The sequence below is a fragment of the Pseudomonas sp. VA159-2 genome (assembly GCF_024126635.1).
Classification (GTDB): domain Bacteria; phylum Pseudomonadota; class Gammaproteobacteria; order Pseudomonadales; family Pseudomonadaceae; genus Aquipseudomonas; species Aquipseudomonas muyukensis.
This window is the reverse complement of the sequence record NZ_JAMYBV010000019.1, coordinates 71,027-87,463: the sequence shown is the minus strand read 5'-3', so window position 1 is coordinate 87,463 and position 16,437 is coordinate 71,027. Positions and strand designations below refer to the sequence as shown.

The 16,437-nt window shown below is 63.5% G+C and carries 14 protein-coding genes; 7 read left to right on the top strand and 7 right to left on the bottom strand.

Features of this window, described 5'->3' with window-relative positions:
• Window positions 1-259: 259 nt before the first annotated feature.
• The 6 genes from acs to NJG22_RS18280 all read left to right on the top strand — a co-directional run bounded on the left by acs (window position 260) and on the right by NJG22_RS18280 (window position 8,023).
• A complete protein-coding gene (gene acs, locus NJG22_RS18305) occupies window positions 260-2,194 on the top strand; it encodes an acetate--CoA ligase (protein WP_253096486.1) in 1,935 nt (644 codons plus the stop codon).
• 76 nt (window positions 2,195-2,270) lie between these two features.
• On the top strand, window positions 2,271-2,573 hold the full coding sequence (locus NJG22_RS18300; RefSeq protein ID WP_217852673.1) for a metalloregulator ArsR/SmtB family transcription factor: 303 nt from the start codon (window positions 2,271-2,273) through the stop codon (window positions 2,571-2,573).
• Between the two features lie 163 nt (window positions 2,574-2,736).
• The gene (locus NJG22_RS18295; RefSeq protein ID WP_253096485.1) at window positions 2,737-3,720 is read left to right on the top strand and encodes a zinc-dependent alcohol dehydrogenase family protein; all 984 of its coding nucleotides are present in this window, start codon (window positions 2,737-2,739) and stop codon (window positions 3,718-3,720) included.
• 35 nt (window positions 3,721-3,755) lie between these two features.
• On the top strand, window positions 3,756-4,106 hold the full coding sequence (locus NJG22_RS18290) for an antibiotic biosynthesis monooxygenase (protein ID WP_253096484.1): 351 nt from the start codon (window positions 3,756-3,758) through the stop codon (window positions 4,104-4,106).
• Between the two features lie 31 nt (window positions 4,107-4,137).
• The gene (locus NJG22_RS18285) at window positions 4,138-5,007 is read left to right on the top strand and encodes an oxygenase MpaB family protein (protein ID WP_253096483.1); all 870 of its coding nucleotides are present in this window, start codon (window positions 4,138-4,140) and stop codon (window positions 5,005-5,007) included.
• Window positions 5,008-5,086: 79 nt separating this feature from the next.
• Complete coding sequence (locus tag NJG22_RS18280) at window positions 5,087-8,023, top strand: DUF748 domain-containing protein (RefSeq protein ID WP_253096482.1); 2,937 nt, start codon at window positions 5,087-5,089, stop codon at window positions 8,021-8,023.
• Between the two features lie 100 nt (window positions 8,024-8,123).
• Here the strand turns inward: NJG22_RS18280 and NJG22_RS18275 are convergent, their stop codons facing one another.
• Window positions 8,124-8,537, bottom strand: coding sequence for a VOC family protein (locus NJG22_RS18275; protein WP_253096481.1), 414 nt, complete (start codon window positions 8,535-8,537; stop codon window positions 8,124-8,126).
• Window positions 8,538-8,597: 60 nt separating this feature from the next.
• Here NJG22_RS18275 and NJG22_RS18270 point away from each other — a divergent pair, with 60 nt between their 5' ends.
• Window positions 8,598-8,900: a putative quinol monooxygenase gene (locus NJG22_RS18270; RefSeq protein ID WP_253096480.1), complete on the top strand. Its 303-nt coding sequence runs from the start codon at window positions 8,598-8,600 to the stop codon at window positions 8,898-8,900.
• Between the two features lie 93 nt (window positions 8,901-8,993).
• Here NJG22_RS18270 and NJG22_RS18265 read toward each other — a convergent pair whose 3' ends face one another.
• The 6 genes from NJG22_RS18265 to infB all read right to left on the bottom strand — a co-directional run bounded on the left by NJG22_RS18265 (window position 8,994) and on the right by infB (window position 16,415).
• Window positions 8,994-9,344, bottom strand: coding sequence for a BON domain-containing protein (locus NJG22_RS18265; RefSeq protein WP_028691248.1), 351 nt, complete (start codon window positions 9,342-9,344; stop codon window positions 8,994-8,996).
• Window positions 9,345-9,664: 320 nt separating this feature from the next.
• Window positions 9,665-11,770 carry a polyribonucleotide nucleotidyltransferase gene (pnp, locus tag NJG22_RS18260; RefSeq protein ID WP_134691570.1) on the bottom strand — a complete coding sequence of 702 codons (2,106 nt, stop codon included), beginning with the start codon at window positions 11,768-11,770 and terminating at the stop codon, window positions 9,665-9,667.
• 248 nt (window positions 11,771-12,018) lie between these two features.
• Window positions 12,019-12,288 (bottom strand): 30S ribosomal protein S15, encoded by a 270-nt coding sequence (rpsO, locus tag NJG22_RS18255; protein ID WP_023629335.1) that lies wholly within the window; start codon window positions 12,286-12,288, stop codon window positions 12,019-12,021.
• 149 nt (window positions 12,289-12,437) lie between these two features.
• Window positions 12,438-13,355 carry a tRNA pseudouridine(55) synthase TruB gene (truB, locus tag NJG22_RS18250; protein WP_253096479.1) on the bottom strand — a complete coding sequence of 306 codons (918 nt, stop codon included), beginning with the start codon at window positions 13,353-13,355 and terminating at the stop codon, window positions 12,438-12,440.
• Window positions 13,356-13,358: 3 nt separating this feature from the next.
• On the bottom strand, window positions 13,359-13,757 hold the full coding sequence (gene rbfA / locus NJG22_RS18245; RefSeq protein ID WP_217852661.1) for a 30S ribosome-binding factor RbfA: 399 nt from the start codon (window positions 13,755-13,757) through the stop codon (window positions 13,359-13,361).
• Window positions 13,758-13,874: 117 nt separating this feature from the next.
• On the bottom strand, window positions 13,875-16,415 hold the full coding sequence (gene infB / locus NJG22_RS18240) for a translation initiation factor IF-2 (RefSeq protein WP_253096478.1): 2,541 nt from the start codon (window positions 16,413-16,415) through the stop codon (window positions 13,875-13,877).
• Window positions 16,416-16,437: the final 22 nt, after the last annotated feature.

Genomic DNA, 16,437 nt, shown 5'->3' with positions numbered 1-16,437 from the left:
ACGCAGGGGTTTCTTTTTGGTTGGCATACATGCACCTCTTACTCATGTTATGCCCGAACACAAAATTTCTGACACCCTCAGCGGCCCCAGCAATCGAGGCAGTATCGCTGAAATCCTGGGGCCGCTGCGCGCCCCATCGCGACACAAGGCCGCTCCTACACGCGAACGGCGTGTTCCTCAAGGAACACCACCTCTGGCTACACTGTCCATCGAATAGCCGTTGCAGTCCCTCGCCCCTAACAAGAGCAGGACCACCGCCATGTTCGATATCCGCGACTATCCCCAGGCCCTGGCCGTGAGCCAGTCCGCCACCCTCAGCGACGAGGATTACCGTCGCCTCTACCGTCAATCGGTGGACGATCCCGATACCTTCTGGGCCGATCAGGCCAAGCACCTGGACTGGATCAAGCCCTGGTCGAGCGTGCAGCAGTGCGACCTGAAGACCGGCAGTGCCCGCTGGTTCGACGGTGCCCAGTTGAACGTCAGCCATAACTGCATCGACCGCCACCTGGCCACACGTGGCGAGCAGACCGCCCTGCTCTGGGAGGGCGACGACCCCGGCGACAGCAAGGCCATCAGCTACCGCGAACTACACCGCCAGGTCTGCCGCCTGGCCAACGCGTTGAAAGCCCGCGGCGTGAAAAAGGGCGACCGCGTGTGCATCTACATGCCAATGATCCCCGAGGCCGCCTACGCCATGCTCGCCTGCACGCGCATCGGCGCCATCCACTCGGTGGTATTCGGCGGTTTCTCCCCCGATGCCCTGCGCGACCGCATCCTCGACGCCGACTGCCGTACCCTGATCACCGCCGATGAAGGCGTGCGCGGCGGCAAGCGCGTTCCGCTCAAGCAGAACGTCGACAAGGCGCTGGCCAGCTGCCCGGCGGTGAGCAGCGTATTGGTGATCAAGCGTACCGGCGCTGATGTAGCCTGGCGCGACGGGCGCGACCTGTGGTACCACGAAGTGACGGAAACGGCCGCTGACGACTGCCCCGCCGAACCGATGAACGCCGAGGATCCGCTGTTCATCCTCTACACCTCGGGCAGCACCGGTAAACCCAAGGGCGTGCTGCACAGCACCGCCGGCTACCTGCTGCAGGCGACCATGACCTTCAAGACGGTGTTCGACTACCGCGACGGCGAGGTGTTCTGGTGCACCGCCGACGTCGGCTGGGTGACCGGCCATAGCTATATCGTCTACGGCCCGCTGGCCAACGGCGCGATCTCGCTGATGTTCGAAGGCGTGCCCAACTACCCCGACACCTCGCGCTTCTGGCAGGTGGTCGACAAGCACCGGGTGAACATCTTCTACACCGCGCCCACGGCCCTGCGCGCGCTGATGCGCGAGGGTGCAGGGCCCTTGCAGGGTACCTCGCGCCAGAGCCTGCGCCTGCTCGGCAGCGTCGGCGAGCCGATCAACCCCGAGGCCTGGGAATGGTATTTCGAAGCCGTCGGGAAAAAACGCTGCCCCATTGTCGACACCTGGTGGCAGACCGAAACCGGCGGCATCATGCTCAGCCCCCTCCCCGGCACGCCACGGCTCAAGCCGGGCTGCGCCACCCAGCCGATGTTCGGCGTGCAACCGGTACTGCTGGACGACAAAGGCAAGCTGATCGAAGGCCCCGGCGCCGGCCTGCTGGCGATCAAGGCCAGCTGGCCGGGGCAGATCCGCAGCGTCTATGGCGACCACCAGCGCATGGTCGACACCTACTTCAAACCTTTCCCCGGGTACTACTTCACCGGCGACGGCGCTCGCCGCGACGCCGATGGCGACTACTGGATCACCGGCCGCATCGACGATGTGATCAATGTGTCCGGCCACCGCATCGGCACCGCCGAGGTGGAGAGCGCCCTGGTGCTGCACGACAGCGTTGCCGAGGCGGCCGTGGTCGGTTACCCACATGACCTCAAGGGCCAGGGTGTGTATGCCTTCATCACCCCCATGAACGGCGTCGAAGCGGACGACGCGCTCAAGGCCGAACTGCTGGCCCTGGTCAGCAAGGAGATCGGCAGCTTCGCCAAACCTGAACTGATCCAGTGGGCGCCCGCCCTGCCCAAGACCCGTTCGGGCAAGATCATGCGGCGCATCCTGCGCAAGATTGCCTGCAACGAACTGGACAACCTGGGCGACACCTCGACCCTCGCCGACCCGAGCGTGGTCCAGGGCCTGATCGACACACGCCTGAACCGATAGAGAGCTGCGCAGGACGGCCTCCACCGGCCGTCCTGTTGCGAATTGACATATCGAATAATCCCGATATTATCGCGCCATGGAACTGCTCGACGTATTCAAGGCACTCTCGAACCGCACCCGCCTCGAGATCCTCAAAGGCCTGAAAGACCCGGTGAAACACTTTCCTCCCCAGGACGAAGGTGACGTTCACACCGTGGGTGTCTGTGTGAGCAGTATCCAGGAAGGCGTCGGGCTGTCGCAGTCAACGGTCTCCGACTACCTGGCCACCCTGCAGCGCGCAGGCCTGGTCGAGGTCCGCCGGATAGGTCAGTGGACCTACTACAAGCGCAACGAAGCGGCTATCAGCGTACTCGCGGAGCTGATCGGGAGTGAACTCTAAGGTTTTCTTCCATTTCAATATATCGACTTTTCCCGATATCCCGTTTTCACGAAAAGAGCAATCATCGAGGTGCCGGGGCGCCCAGGAACGCAATAGCAGTGTCATTACCCATCAATACATCGATATTTCCCGATATCCCTTTTTATCGAAGCGAGGAACTACCATGAAAGCATTGATACTGGACGCCTTTGGCGGACCGGACGCGTTCGCCTATCGCGATGTCGCCAAACCAGTGCCACAGGCCGGGCAGGTGCTGGTCCGGGTGCATGCCACCTCGATCAACCCGCTGGACTACCAGGTTCGTCGTGGTGACTATCCCGACCTGGTGCCGCTGCCGGCCATTACCGGGCACGACGTCTCCGGCGTCGTCGAAGCCGTCGGACCTGGCGTGACGGCGTTCCGGCCCGGCGACGAGGTGTGGTACACCCCACAGATCTTCGAAGGCTCGGGCAGCTACGCCGAGTACCATGTCGCCGCCGAAGGCATCGTCGGCCTGAAGCCGCCCTCGCTGAGCCATCTCGAGGCGGCCAGCCTGAGCCTGGTCGGCGGTACGGCCTGGGAGGCGTTGGTGGTCCGCGCAGCGCTCAGGGTGGGCGAGAGCATCCTCGTGCATGGCGGTGCCGGAGGGGTCGGCCACGTGGCGATCCAGCTGGCCAAGGCGATGGGCGCCAGGGTGTTCACCACGGTGCGCGCAGCGAACGGCGAATTCGTGCGGCGCATGGGCGCCGATGTGGTCATCGACCATGAACGCCAGGATTATGTCGACGTCATCCTGAAGGAAACAGCAGGCCGTGGTGTCGATGTGGTGTTCGACACCATCGGCGGCGATGCCTTGTCTCGCAGCCCGGACGCCTTGGCGCAGTTGGGGCGCGTGGTCTCGATCGTGGACATCGCACAACCGCAGAACCTCATTCAGGCCTGGGGCAAGAACGCGAGTTACCACTTCGTCTTCACCCGGCAGCTGCGCGGCAAGCTCGATGAGCTCAGTGCTCTGGTCGAGCGCGGGCAACTGCGTCCACACGTGGGCGCCGTCTATCCGCTTGCCGAGGTTGCCCACGCCCATGCCCGGCTGCAAAGCCCCAACAACGGCCTGCAAGGGAAGATCGCCATTGCCGTCGTGCCTGCGCCCGAACTTGCCTGCGCTTGATGCGCCCATAACCCCGTTCGATCCGGAGAACCGCCATGATCTACGAAATCGCCATACTCCCCATCCGCCAGGCGCGCATCGAAAGCTTCAGGCACGCCTTCGCCGAAGTCGCCCCGCTGCTCAGCCGGGCCAAAGGGCACATCAGCCACCTGCTCGCGCAGGGGGTCGAGAGCCCCCATCAGTTCAACCTGATCGTGCAGTGGCACTCGCTCGAGGATCACTCGCCTGGCTTCGAGGCAAGCGCAGACCACCAGCGCTTCATGGCCCACCTGGCGCCGTATTTTTCCGAGGAGCCGACGGTTTATCATGTCCAGGGAGGCGCGTTCGAGCCGCCCCCCGCCGGCCAGGCTGATGCCCGGCTGAACGACAAACGTCCAACCCCATAGACGGCCGCCATGGCGGCCAGCACAGGTCGCCATGGAAGCCCTACGTCGTCGCATCGAAACCCAGGTCATGAGCCTCACCGGGCTGGCCCTCGGCCAGCTCGACCTGGAGTCGCCCAAGGGCGATCCCGGCCTGTTCGGCCCCGACAGCCTCAGTTGGCAGGTGCATGGCGACTTTCCCAGCATGCTGGTGGGAGGCATCAGCGCCTTGCTCCTGCAATTGCTGCACCCTCTGGCCCTGGCCGGGGTGTGGGACCATTCGAACTTTCGCGGCGACCTGCTAGGGCGCCTGCGCCGCACCAGCCAGTTCATCTCCGGCACCACCTTCGGTTCGACCCGGGATGCCGAATGGCTGATCGACAAGGTGCGCACCCTCCACTTAAAGGTGGCCGGCACCGCCCCCGACGGCCGTCCCTACGCCGCCAGCGACCCCGAGCTGCTGACCTGGGTGCACGTGGCCGAGGTCAGCAGCTTCCTCGCCGCCCACCTGCGCTATCGCAACCCGCACCTGCCAAGGGCCAGCCAGGATGCCTACTACGCCGAGATCGCACTGGTCGCCGAACGCCTCGGCGCCCGCAACATACCGCGCTGCTGCGCCGAGATCGAGGCCTACCTGCAGCGCATGCGCCCGCAACTGCGCTGTGACGCCCGCAGCCTGGAGGTGGTCGACATCCTGCTCAAGGCCCCAGCGCCCAGCCGCCTGGCACAGCCGGTGGGCAAGCTGATGCTCGCGGCTGGCATCGACCTGCTGCCCGATTGGGCCAGCGCCATGCTCGACTTGCACCAGGGGCCATTGCAGCGGCGCATGGTGCGCCTGGGCCTGATGAATACCGCGCCGATGCTGCGCTGGGCCATGCGCGACGGTTCGGCGCACCGTGCGCGACGGCGCATGGGCCTGGAATGAGGTATTTTGGTCGCCTCATCGGAACCGATTTAACGTGCCATACTCCAAGCACTCCAGCCTGATACAGACGAAGCGACACATGCCCAAAGGATTGACCCGCGCCCTCGGCGCCCTGCTGGCCCTCGTGGCCCTGTACAGCCTGCTCGGCTTTCTCATTCTCCCTGGCGTCGCCCTGCGCATCGCCAACCAGCAACTGGCGCAATACGCCACGGTGCCTGCTCACCTGCAACGCATCGAGCTCAACCCGTTCAGCCTCGAGCTGACGCTCTGGGGCCTGCAGATCGGCGAGCCCGGCAAGGAGCAGGTCGGCTTCGAGCGCCTGTACGCCAACCTGTCGCTGGACAGCCTGTGGACCAAGGCCCTGCGCCTGGACGCCGTGGAACTGGACAAGCCGCGCACCGAGCTGCTGTTCGCCAAGGACGGCAGCCTCAACCTGGCGCAGCTGTTCAAGCTGCCGCCAAGCGAGCCGAAAGCCGACGAGCCACCCAGCGATCCGTTCCCGGTACGCATCGCCAGCATCAAGCTCAACGAAGGCTACCTGCACTTCGAGGACCTGCGCCCGAGCGAGCCGATCGAGTTCCTCTACGACTCGATGAACCTCGAGCTGAAGAACCTCAGCACCCTGCCCGACGACAACGCCGACATGACCCTGGTGGCCAACGGCCCGGCCGGGGGACGCATCGACTGGAGCGGCACCCTGAGCCTGACGCCCATCGCCTCCGAAGGCACCCTGAAGATCAGCGACGGCAAGATGAAGCTGTTCTGGCCCTACGTGCGCGATGCCGTGCCATTGGTGCTGGAAGACGGCATGGTCAGCCTCGACACCCACTACAAGCTCAACCTGGCCAAGGAGACCGAGCTGCTGCTCGACAACACCTCGGTCCGGGTCGCGCCCTTCGCCATCAAGGCGCCGGACGGCCGCCCGCTGGCGCGCCTGGCCAGCCTCGAGGTGAGCGAGACCTCCATCGACCTGGCCAAGCAACTGGTCACGGTCGGCAAGATCCGCAGCGAAAACCTCGAGACCTGGGCCGCCCTGGAAAAAGACGGCCAGCTCGACTGGCAGAAGCTGTTCGCCAGCCAGCCAGAAAAGGCCACTCCCAAGGAAAAGGCCGAGCCGGCCACTGCCGAGCCGAGCGACCAGGAAAAGGCCGCCGCCACGCCAAGCAAGCCCTGGCAGGTGCTGCTCAAGGACGTACAGGCGCGTAACTACAGGGTGCACCTGGCCGACCGTAGCCAGAAGGAACCGGTGGCGCTGGATGTCGGCCCGCTGAACCTCGACTTGCAGAACTTCGACAGCCTCAACCAGTCGCCCTTCACCCTCAAGCTCGACACCGGCGTGGGCAAGCAGGGCAAGCTGCAAGCTGCCGGCCTGGTGAACCTGGCCCCGGTGACCGCCAAGCTCGACGTCGCCACCCGCGATATCGACCTGCGCGTGGCCCAGGCCTACATCAGCCCGTTCATCCGCCTCGAGTTGCGCAGCGGCATGCTCTCCAGCGACCTCAAGGTCGACCTCAAGAGCACCGAGCCGCTGGCCTTCAGCATCACCGGCAAGGCCCAGGCCAGCCAGTTGCATACCCTGGATACCATCAAGAACCGCGACTTCGTCAAATGGCAGCAGGTCAACGTCGATGGCCTGGCGTACGTGCACGGCGACGCCTTGTCGATCGACAAGGTGACCCTGCTGCAGCCCTATGCGCGCTTCATCATCAACGAAGACCGCACCACCAACGTCGACGACCTGCTGATCCCACAGCCCGCCGACAAGCCTGCTCCGGCCGCGAGCAAACCGGCGGCCGCCGGCAGCGGCAAGGAGCTGGGTATCCATATCGGCCAGATCAGCATCAACGACGGTTCGGCCAACTTCGCCGACCTGACCCTGACGCCGAACTTCGCCACCGCCGTGCAACAACTCAACGGCCAGATCGGCACCATCGACAACCGCAAGCCGATGCCGGCCAAGGTGGATATCAAGGGCAAGGTCGACCGCTATGCGCCGGTGACCATCAAGGGGGCGCTCAATCCGTTCGACCCGATGGCCAGCCTGGATATCGCCACCAGCTTCAAGCGCGTCGAACTGACCACCCTGACGCCCTACTCGGGCAAGTTCGCGGGTTTGCGCATCCGCAAGGGCCGCCTGAACCTCGACCTGCACTACCTGATCACCAATGGCCAGCTCAAGGCCGAGAACAAAGTGGTGGTCGAACAGCTGCAACTGGGTGAGAAGGTCGACAGCCCGGACGCGGTGGACCTGCCGATCCGCCTGGCGGTGGCGCTGCTCAAGGACACCGAAGGCAAGATCTCCATCGAGCTACCGGTATCGGGCGACCTCAACAACCCGCAGTTCAGCGTGATGCCGATTGTCTGGCAGACCCTGCGCAACCTGGTATTGCGCGCGGCCCAGGCGCCGTTCAAGCTGCTTGGCGGGCTGGTCTCGGGCGGAGGTTCGCAAGACCTGGGCAACGTCTCGTTCGCCGCCGGCTCCAGCGACCTGACCCCCGAGGTGCAATCGTCCCTCGACAAGCTGGCCTCGGCGCTCAAGGAGCGCCCAGAGCTGCGCCTGGAGATCGAAGGCACCGCGGCGCAGAGCAGCGACGGCCCGCTGATCGCCCAGCAGCGCCTGGAACGCGAATACCAGGCCACCTGGTACAAGATCCTGCAACGCCGTGGCGACAAGGTTCCGGCCAACGCCTCGTTGCTGGTGGTCGACGACAGCGACAAACCGCCGATGCTCGAAGGCATCTACCGTAACCGCCTCAAGCAGCAGCCGCCCGCCGAGTGGGAAAAGCTCAGCCGCGACGAGCGTACCGCCAAGCTGCGCGAGGCGGTGATCACGTCCTGGGCGCAGAGCGCCGTGTTGCTGCGCAACCTCGGCCAGGCGCGTGCCAGCACCATCAAGGATTACCTGGTGGACAAGGGGCAGCTGGAGGATGACCGGGTGTACTTCATCGACACCAACCTCGGTCAGGCTGAAAGCGACGGGCGCGTGGTGACGCCGATGCACCTGGATGCCGAGTAAGCATCCGATCCGCGTTCGCCTGTAGGGGCCGGCCTTGCTGGCGAAGCAGGCATCGGCCAAGCCGGTGTTCGCCGGCAAGGCCGGCGCCTACAGCACCCCTTCAGACCAGCCGCTGCCCCGACACCGCCGGGTGATACAGCGGCTGCACCTTGTTCCCCGCCGGATCCAGCAAATGGAAGCTGCGCGCGCCATCGCCATGGTTGAACGGACGATCCAGCAAGGTCACCCCGCGGGCCTTGAAGTACTGGTACCAGGCCTCCAGCTCCTCGACGCTGTCGACAATGAAGCCATAGTGATCCAGGGTCTGCAGCCCATTGGCCGCCCCTGCCCCGCGCCCCAGCGACAGGTTGTCGTTGCCGCAGGTCAGGTACACCAGGTCTTCGTTGGCCCGGTTCAGCACCTCCATGCCCAGCACATCGACATAGAAACGCTCGCACTCCTCCAGGTTGGGGACCAGCAGGGCAATGTGGCGCAGGCCGTTCAAGCGACCAGGACGCACAGGTAGATCGGACATGGGCAAGGCTCCTTTTTTGTATACAATTCAATTTAGAATTTAAAACAAAAGGAGTGTCCTGTGTACAGCCTGTTTATCAAGACCCGCGTCAAACCCGGCAGCGCCGATGCCTTCCTGAGCGCCATCCAGGCCAATGCCACCGCCTCGGTGGCCACCGAGCCGGGCTGCCTGGTGTTCGATGTATCGCAGGACCGGGATGATCCCGACGTGATTTATTTGTACGAGATCTACCAGGACGATGCCGCGTACGAGGCCCATACCCAGACCGCGCATTTTCGCGACAGTCGGCCATTGGTGGAGCCGTTGATTGCCGAGCAGGTGTGCTTCGAGGGCGATGTGGTCGCGTGTAATCCGCAGCGGTGAGAGTGTTAAGGCGGGCATGCACAAAAACCCCGGCAGATGCCGGGGCTTTTGCTTGAAGGGGTGGCCAACTCCTTTTGGCCGACGGGACATTCCTTATTCGGACTTCAGGCCATCCGCCGAGACGGCCTGCACGCCCTTGATCTTCTTGGCGATGGCCACTGCCATCTCTTTCTGCGCATCGGTGATGGCCACGTCCGAGGACAGCGACACTACACCCTTGTTGGTCTCGACCTTGATGTCACTGCCTGGCACGCCTTTCTCGGTCATCAGGTCAGCCTTCACCTTGGTGGTGATCCAGGTGTCGGAAGTCGCTTCCTTGGCTTTGGTCACCTCACCGGCCGCAAGCGTCATCGGGGCCTGGGTGGACTGGGCAGCGAAAGCTGCGTTGGCCATGGTCAGGGTCAGAGCGGTAGCAGTAGCGGCAGCAATGGCGAACTTCTTCATGTGAGTCACTCCTGTTTTTCGAAAGGTCTGCGCCGTGGTTCCTGGCGTCAGGTAGGAATGATGTTGCAGGGCTTGTGCCAGTTTTTCCGTTTCGCTTGTTTCCTTATAAATCAATAAGTTAGTGAGTTTCTAAAATACTTGGCGTCGTGCATTTTGCAAGCTGCGGCGCCAACCTGAATGCAAGATGCAAGGCCAAAACCCCGTAGGAGCCGGCTTGCCGGCGAACCAATCGTCGCCTCGCCTGCTTCGCCAGCCCTCCGGGGGGGCGCGGCAGGCCAAAAAAAAGGACCCCGAAGGGTCCTTCTTCAGCCGCTCAGGGCTTAGACACCGGATGCCTTGGCGGCAGCGACGTCCTTGATCGACAGCTTGATACGGCCGCGGTTGTCCACGTCCAGTACCAGCACTTCGACTTCCTGGCCTTCCTTCAGCACGTCGGTGACTTTCTCGACGCGAGCATCGCTCAGCATGGAGATGTGCACCAGGCCGTCCTTGCCCGGCAGGATGTTGACGAAGGCGCCGAAATCGACGATGCGCTCGACCTTGCCGACGTAGATCTTGCCGATCTCGGCCTCGGCGGTGATGCCCAGGATGCGCTGCTTGGCAGCATCTGCCGCTTCCTTGGTTTCGCCGAAGATCTTGATCGAACCGTCGTCTTCGATGTCGATCGAAGCCTTGGTCTCTTCGCAGATGGCGCGGATGGTGGCGCCGCCTTTGCCGATGACGTCACGGATCTTGTCGGTGTCGATCTTCATCGCGATCATGGTCGGCGCGTTGGCCGACAGCTCGGTACGCGATTCGCCGATGATCTGGTTCATCTGGCCGAGGATGTTCAGGCGCGCTTCCAGGGCCTGGCCCAGGGCGATTTCCATGATCTCTTCGGTGATGCCGTTGATCTTGATGTCCATCTGCAGCGCGGTGACGCCTTTGGCGGTACCGGCTACCTTGAAGTCCATGTCGCCGAGGTGGTCTTCGTCACCGAGAATGTCGGTCAGCACGGCGAACTTGTCACCTTCCTTGACCAGGCCCATGGCGATACCGGCAACCGGGGCCTTCATCGGCACACCGGCGTCCATCAGCGCCAGCGAAGCGCCACAGACCGAAGCCATGGAGCTGGAGCCGTTGGATTCGGTGATTTCCGAGACCACGCGGATGGTGTACGGGAACACGTCGGCGGCCGGCAGCATGGCCTGGACCGAACGGCGGGCCAGACGGCCGTGACCGATTTCACGACGGCCAGCACCGCCCATGCGGCCACACTCGCCCACCGAGAACGGCGGGAAGTTGTAGTGCAGCATGAAGGGGTCTTTCTTCTCGCCTTCGAGGGTGTCCAGCAGCTGGGCGTCACGGGCGGTACCCAGGGTCGCGACGACCAGGGCCTGGGTTTCGCCACGGGTGAACAGGGCCGAGCCGTGCGTCTTGGGCAGCACACCGACTTCGATATTCAGCGGACGCACGGTCTTGGTGTCGCGACCGTCGATACGTGGCTTGCCGTTGACGATGTTTTCGCGAACGGTGCGGTACTCGATTTCGCCAAAGATGTCTTTGACTTCGCCGGCCGATGGCTGGCCTTCTTCACCGGAGAACTTGGCAACGGCCTGGTCGCGCAGCTCGCCCAGACGCGCGTAGCGGTCGGCCTTGACGGTGATGGTGTAGCCCTGCGACACCGCTTCGCCGAATTCGGCGCGGATGGCGTTGAACAGCTCGGTGTTGGCGACGGCAGGCTTCCAGTCCCAGGTCGGCTTGGCGGCCTCGGCAGCCAGCTCCTTGACCGCCTTGATGACGGCCTGGAATTCGTCGTGGGCGAACAGGACGGCGCCCAGCATCTGGTCTTCGGTCAGCTCTTGGGCTTCCGATTCAACCATCAGTACAGCGGACTCGGTACCGGCGACGACCATGTCCAGGCTCGAGGCAGCCAGTTGCTCGTAGGTCGGGTTCAGCAGGTAGCCGGTGCTTTCGTGGAAGGCGACGCGGGCAGCGCCGATCGGGCCTTCGAACGGAATGCCGGAAATGGCCAGGGCAGCCGAGGTACCGATCATCGCAGCGATGTCCGGATCGGTCTTCTTGCTGGTGGAGACGACGGTGCAGACAACCTGCACTTCGTTCATGAAGCCTTCTGGGAACAGCGGGCGGATCGGACGGTCGATCAGGCGCGAGGTCAGGGTTTCCTTCTCGGAAGGACGGCCTTCACGCTTGAAGAAACCACCAGGGATCTTGCCGGCGGCGTAGGTCTTTTCCTGGTAGTGCACGGACAGCGGGAAGAAGCCCTTGCCCGGATCGGCTTGCTTGGCACCGACCACGGTCACCAGCACGGTGACATCGTTGTCGACGGTGACCAGCACGGCGCCGGTGGCCTGACGGGCAATGCGGCCCGTTTCGAGAGTAACGGTCGATTGACCGAACTGGAACGTCTTGATTACCGGGTTCACGGTTTCCTACCTTTTTCAGTGGCTCTTGGGGGAACTGGTTCTTGCGAATTCTTGGGCAGCATGGGGAATCGGCCCCATCGACCGTCCAGATACAACACGAGGCTGGGAACCTGGCGCCGGGCGGATGAACCGCTCGGCAGACCAGGCTGCCAACCTCGCAGATCGCGCGGCGTGTCCAACGGCAGGGCTGCCAGGCAGCCTTGCCGAGGAATGCGACACGCCATGCAACACCACTGGCCAGGCCGCTATTAGCGACGCAGGCCCAGGCGACCGATCAGGGCGCTGTAACGAGTGGTGTCCTTGCCCTTCAGGTAGTCCAGCAGCTTACGACGCTGGTTGACCATACGGATCAGACCACGACGGGAGTGGTGGTCTTTTTCGTTGGCCTTGAAGTGGCCTTGCAGCTTGTTGATGTTGAAGGTCAGCAGGGCAACCTGTACTTCCGGGCTACCGGTGTCGCCGGCGGCTTGCTGATAGTCTGCAACGATCTGGGCTTTTTCTTCGACGCTGAGGGCCATTTGGCTTCTCCTGATAAACGGATCCCGCGAACGGTTTCCAATAGGCCAGGGACAAGTCCCCGTATTAATAAGAAGAGGTGTGACCGTGCCTAATAACAGCCACCCTCGAGTCCGCCGGTTTCAGCCGAAGCCTGCACCGATGGTTCCGGTCATTCCGACCGAATCAGTCGACGCGGCGCAATGCGCCCGTCCTCGCTCACCTCACCGATACCGATGAAGCGACCGTTGTGATCCTGTACCCGGACCATGCCGAACTGTGGCGCATCCGGGGCACGTACCGCCTGGCCATGCAGCCAGTAGAACGCGCTGTGCTCGGAAAGCACCACCAGGGGCCAGTCCTGCAGGCCGCTGTCCGAGGGCATCAGGAAGCGATCGAGCGCTTCGTTGCCACCTTCGGCGTGGGCCTGTTCGAGTTCCTCGAGCGTGACGGTCTGTGCCAGCGCGAAGGGCCCGGCCTGGGTCCGGCGCAATTCGGCAACGTAGGCACCACAGCCCAACGCCTCACCGATATCCTCCACCAGGGTGCGGATATAGGTACCTTTGCTGCAACCCACCGACAGGCGCGCACGGGTGCCTTCGCACTCGAGCAACTCCAAGCGGCCAATAGTAACAGAACGCGCCTCGCGCTCCACTACCTCTCCTGCACGCGCCAGTTTATACAGTGGCTGGCCATCGCGCTTGAGAGCCGAGTACATCGGCGGTACCTGCTTGATTTCACCCCGAAAACGCGGAATCACCGCTTCGATGTCGGCGCGACCAACGGTCACTTCCCGGGTTTGCAGCACTTCACCCTCGGCGTCCGCCGTGGTCGTGGTCTGCCCCATTTGCATGACCGTTTCATAGCCCTTGTCGGAATCGAGCAAGTACTGGGAGAACTTGGTCGCCTCGCCGAAGCACAGCGGCAGAACGCCGCTGGCCAAGGGGTCGAGGCTGCCGGTGTGGCCGGCCTTCTCGGCATTGAGCAGCCAGCGGACTTTCTGCAGCGCGGCGTTGGAGGTGAACCCCAGCGGCTTGTCGAGCAGGATGATGCCGCTGACGTTGCGGCGGATACGTTTGACCTGGGCCACCGCTTACTCCTTGGTGTCCGGCTCGTCGGCATCCTTGTGCAGGCGGTCTTCAGCCACCGCACGTTCGATCAGCGCCGACAGGTGGACACCACGGCTGACGCTCTCATCGAAGTGGAAATGCAGCTGCGGTACGCTGCGCAGCTGCATGACACGGCCAAGGTGCAGGCGCAGGAAGCTCGCGGCGCTGTTGAGGGCCTTGAGGGTCTGCGGCACGGCGTCGGTACCGTCCTGGCCCATCACGGTGATGAACACCTTGGCATGGCCCAGGTCACGGCTGACGTCGACGGCGGTGATGGTCACCAGGCCGACGCGCGGGTCTTTGACTTCGCGGCGGATCAGCTCGGCCAGCTCACGCTGCATCTGATCACCGATACGTTGGGTACGGCTGTATTCTTTTGCCATTCTTGCTACCTGTATCTTAAAGCGGCAAACGCCCGGTCAAGCGAAGAGCCTGACCGGGCGCTACCTTCAGAGGTGCCGGCAACCGCCCTGGGGCGGGGCCTGCACCACGCTCGGCCCTTACAGGGTACGAGCCACCTGGACTTTCTCGAAGACTTCGATCTTGTCGCCGACCTTGACGTCGTTGTAGCTCTTGACGCCAATACCGCACTCCATGCCGTTACGCACTTCGGAGGCATCGTCCTTGAAGCGACGCAGCGATTCCAGTTCGCCTTCGAAGATCACCACGTCGTCGCGCAGCACGCGGATCGGACGGTTGCGGTACACGGTACCCTCGATGACCATACAGCCAGCGATGGCGCCGAACTTCGGCGAACGGAACACGTCACGCACTTCGGCGATACCCAGGATGTTCTCGCGAACATCGCTGCCGAGCATGCCGGTCAGGGCCTTCTTGACGTCTTCGATGATGTCGTAGATCACGTTGTAGTAACGCATATCCAGACCTTCCTGCTCGACGATCTTGCGCGCGCCGGCATCGGCACGCACGTTGAAGCCGAACAGTACTGCATTCGAAGCCAGCGCCAGGTTGGCGTCGCTTTCGGTGATACCACCGACACCGCCACCGATGACGCGTACCTGAACTTCGTCGTTGCCCAGGCCGCCGAGCGAACCTTGCAGCGCCTCGAGCGAACCGCGCACGTCGGTCTTGAGGACGATGTTGAGGGTCTTCTTCTCTTCCTGACCCATGGTCTCGAAGATGTTTTCCAGCTTGCCGGCGTGAGCACGGGCCAGCTTGACCTCACGGAACTTGCCTTGACGGAACAGCGCAACTTCACGCGCTTTCTTCTCGTCGGCAACCACCGACATCTCTTCACCGGCATCCGGGGTGCCGTCCAGGCCGAGGATCTCGACCGGAATCGACGGGCCAGCTTCCTTCACAGGCTTGCCGTTCTCGTCGAGCATGGCACGCACGCGGCCATAGTTGGAGCCGACCAGGACCATGTCGCCCTGACGCAGGGTACCGTCCTGAACCAGGATGGTCGCCACCGGGCCACGGCCCTTGTCCAGACGCGACTCGACCACCACGCCACGACCTGGAGCGGTCGGGGTGGCCTTGAGTTCGAGGATCTCGGCCTGCAGCAGGACAGCTTCGAGCAGCTCGTCGACACCGGTACCCATCTTTGCCGAAACCTTGACGAACGGCGTGTCACCACCCCATTCCTCGGAGGTCACGCCTTCGACGGACAGCTCGTTACGGATGCGATCGAGGTCTGCGCCTGGCTTGTCGATCTTGTTCACGGCCACGACCAGCGGTACCCCAGCGGCCTTGGCATGCTGCACGGCTTCGCGGGTTTGCGGCATCACGCCGTCGTCCGCCGCCACCACCAGGATGACGATGTCGGTGGCCTTGGCACCACGTGCGCGCATCTGGGTGAACGCCGCGTGGCCCGGGGTGTCGAGGAAGGTGACCATGCCACGGTCGGTTTCGACGTGGTAGGCACCGATGTGCTGGGTGATACCACCGGCTTCGCCAGCGGCGACCTTGGCACGACGGATGTAGTCGAGCAGCGAGGTCTTGCCGTGGTCGACGTGGCCCATGACGGTCACGACCGGCGCACGCGAGGTGGTCTCGCCTTCGAACTTCAGCGATTCGGCCAGGGAGTCTTCCAGGGCGGTGTCGCTGACCAGGGTGACCTTGTGGCCCAGCTCTTCGGCGACCAGCTGCGCGGTCTCCTGGTCGAGCACCTGGTTAATGGTGACCGGGGTACCCAGCTTGAACATGAACTTGACGACTTCAGCGGCCTTGACCGACATCTGTTGCGCCAGTTCCGAGACGGTGATGGTCTCGCCGATGGTCACGTCACGAATGACCGGACCCGTTGGGCTCTGGAAGCCATGCGCATTGCGCTTCTTGCCCTTGCCCTTGCCACCGCGGCCACGACGGAAGCCATCGCTTTCCTCGTCGGTGGTACGGGGTGCGGCGCGAGGGGTCGGAGCCTTTTCCTTCTCCTTGACCTTGACCTTGACCGACATGCGCGGCGCATCGCCACGGCCGGCAGCCGCTGGGCCACCACCGCGACGTTCGTCATCACGGGTACGGCTTTCGTTGCGACGGGTCTCGTCTTTCTTGCGCTCGGCAGCACGTGCGGCGGCGTCTTCGGACACCGGCGCGTTGGCCACTACCGGGGCAGCGACAGGAGCGGGTTCAGCCTTGGGCGCAGGCGCCGCAGCCGGGGCTTCGGCGGCCTGACGGCGAGCCTGCTCCTCGTTGCGCTGGCGCACTTCGGCCTCGACCTTCTCGCGCGCGGCGTTTTCAGCGGCGCGGCGCTCTTCCTGCTCGCGCTTCTGCTCAGCCTGGATCTCTTCCGGGCTGCGCTGCACGAAGACTTTCTTCTTGCGTACTTCTACGCTGATGCTCTTGCTACCGGCGACACGCAGAGTGCTGGTGGTCTTGCGCTGCAAGGTGATCTTGCGCGGCTCTTCCGCCTTGCTCTTGTGGCTGCTCTTCAAATGGGTCAGCAGGGTCTGCTTCTCATTATCGGTCACTACCTGACCGGCGTCGGTGTGCGGCAGACCTGCCTCACGCATCTGCTGCAGCAGGCGCTCTACCGGTGCCTCGACCTCTTGGGCCAGTTCTTTCACCGTGACTTGCGTCATGCACTTCTCTCCTCAGGCCGCG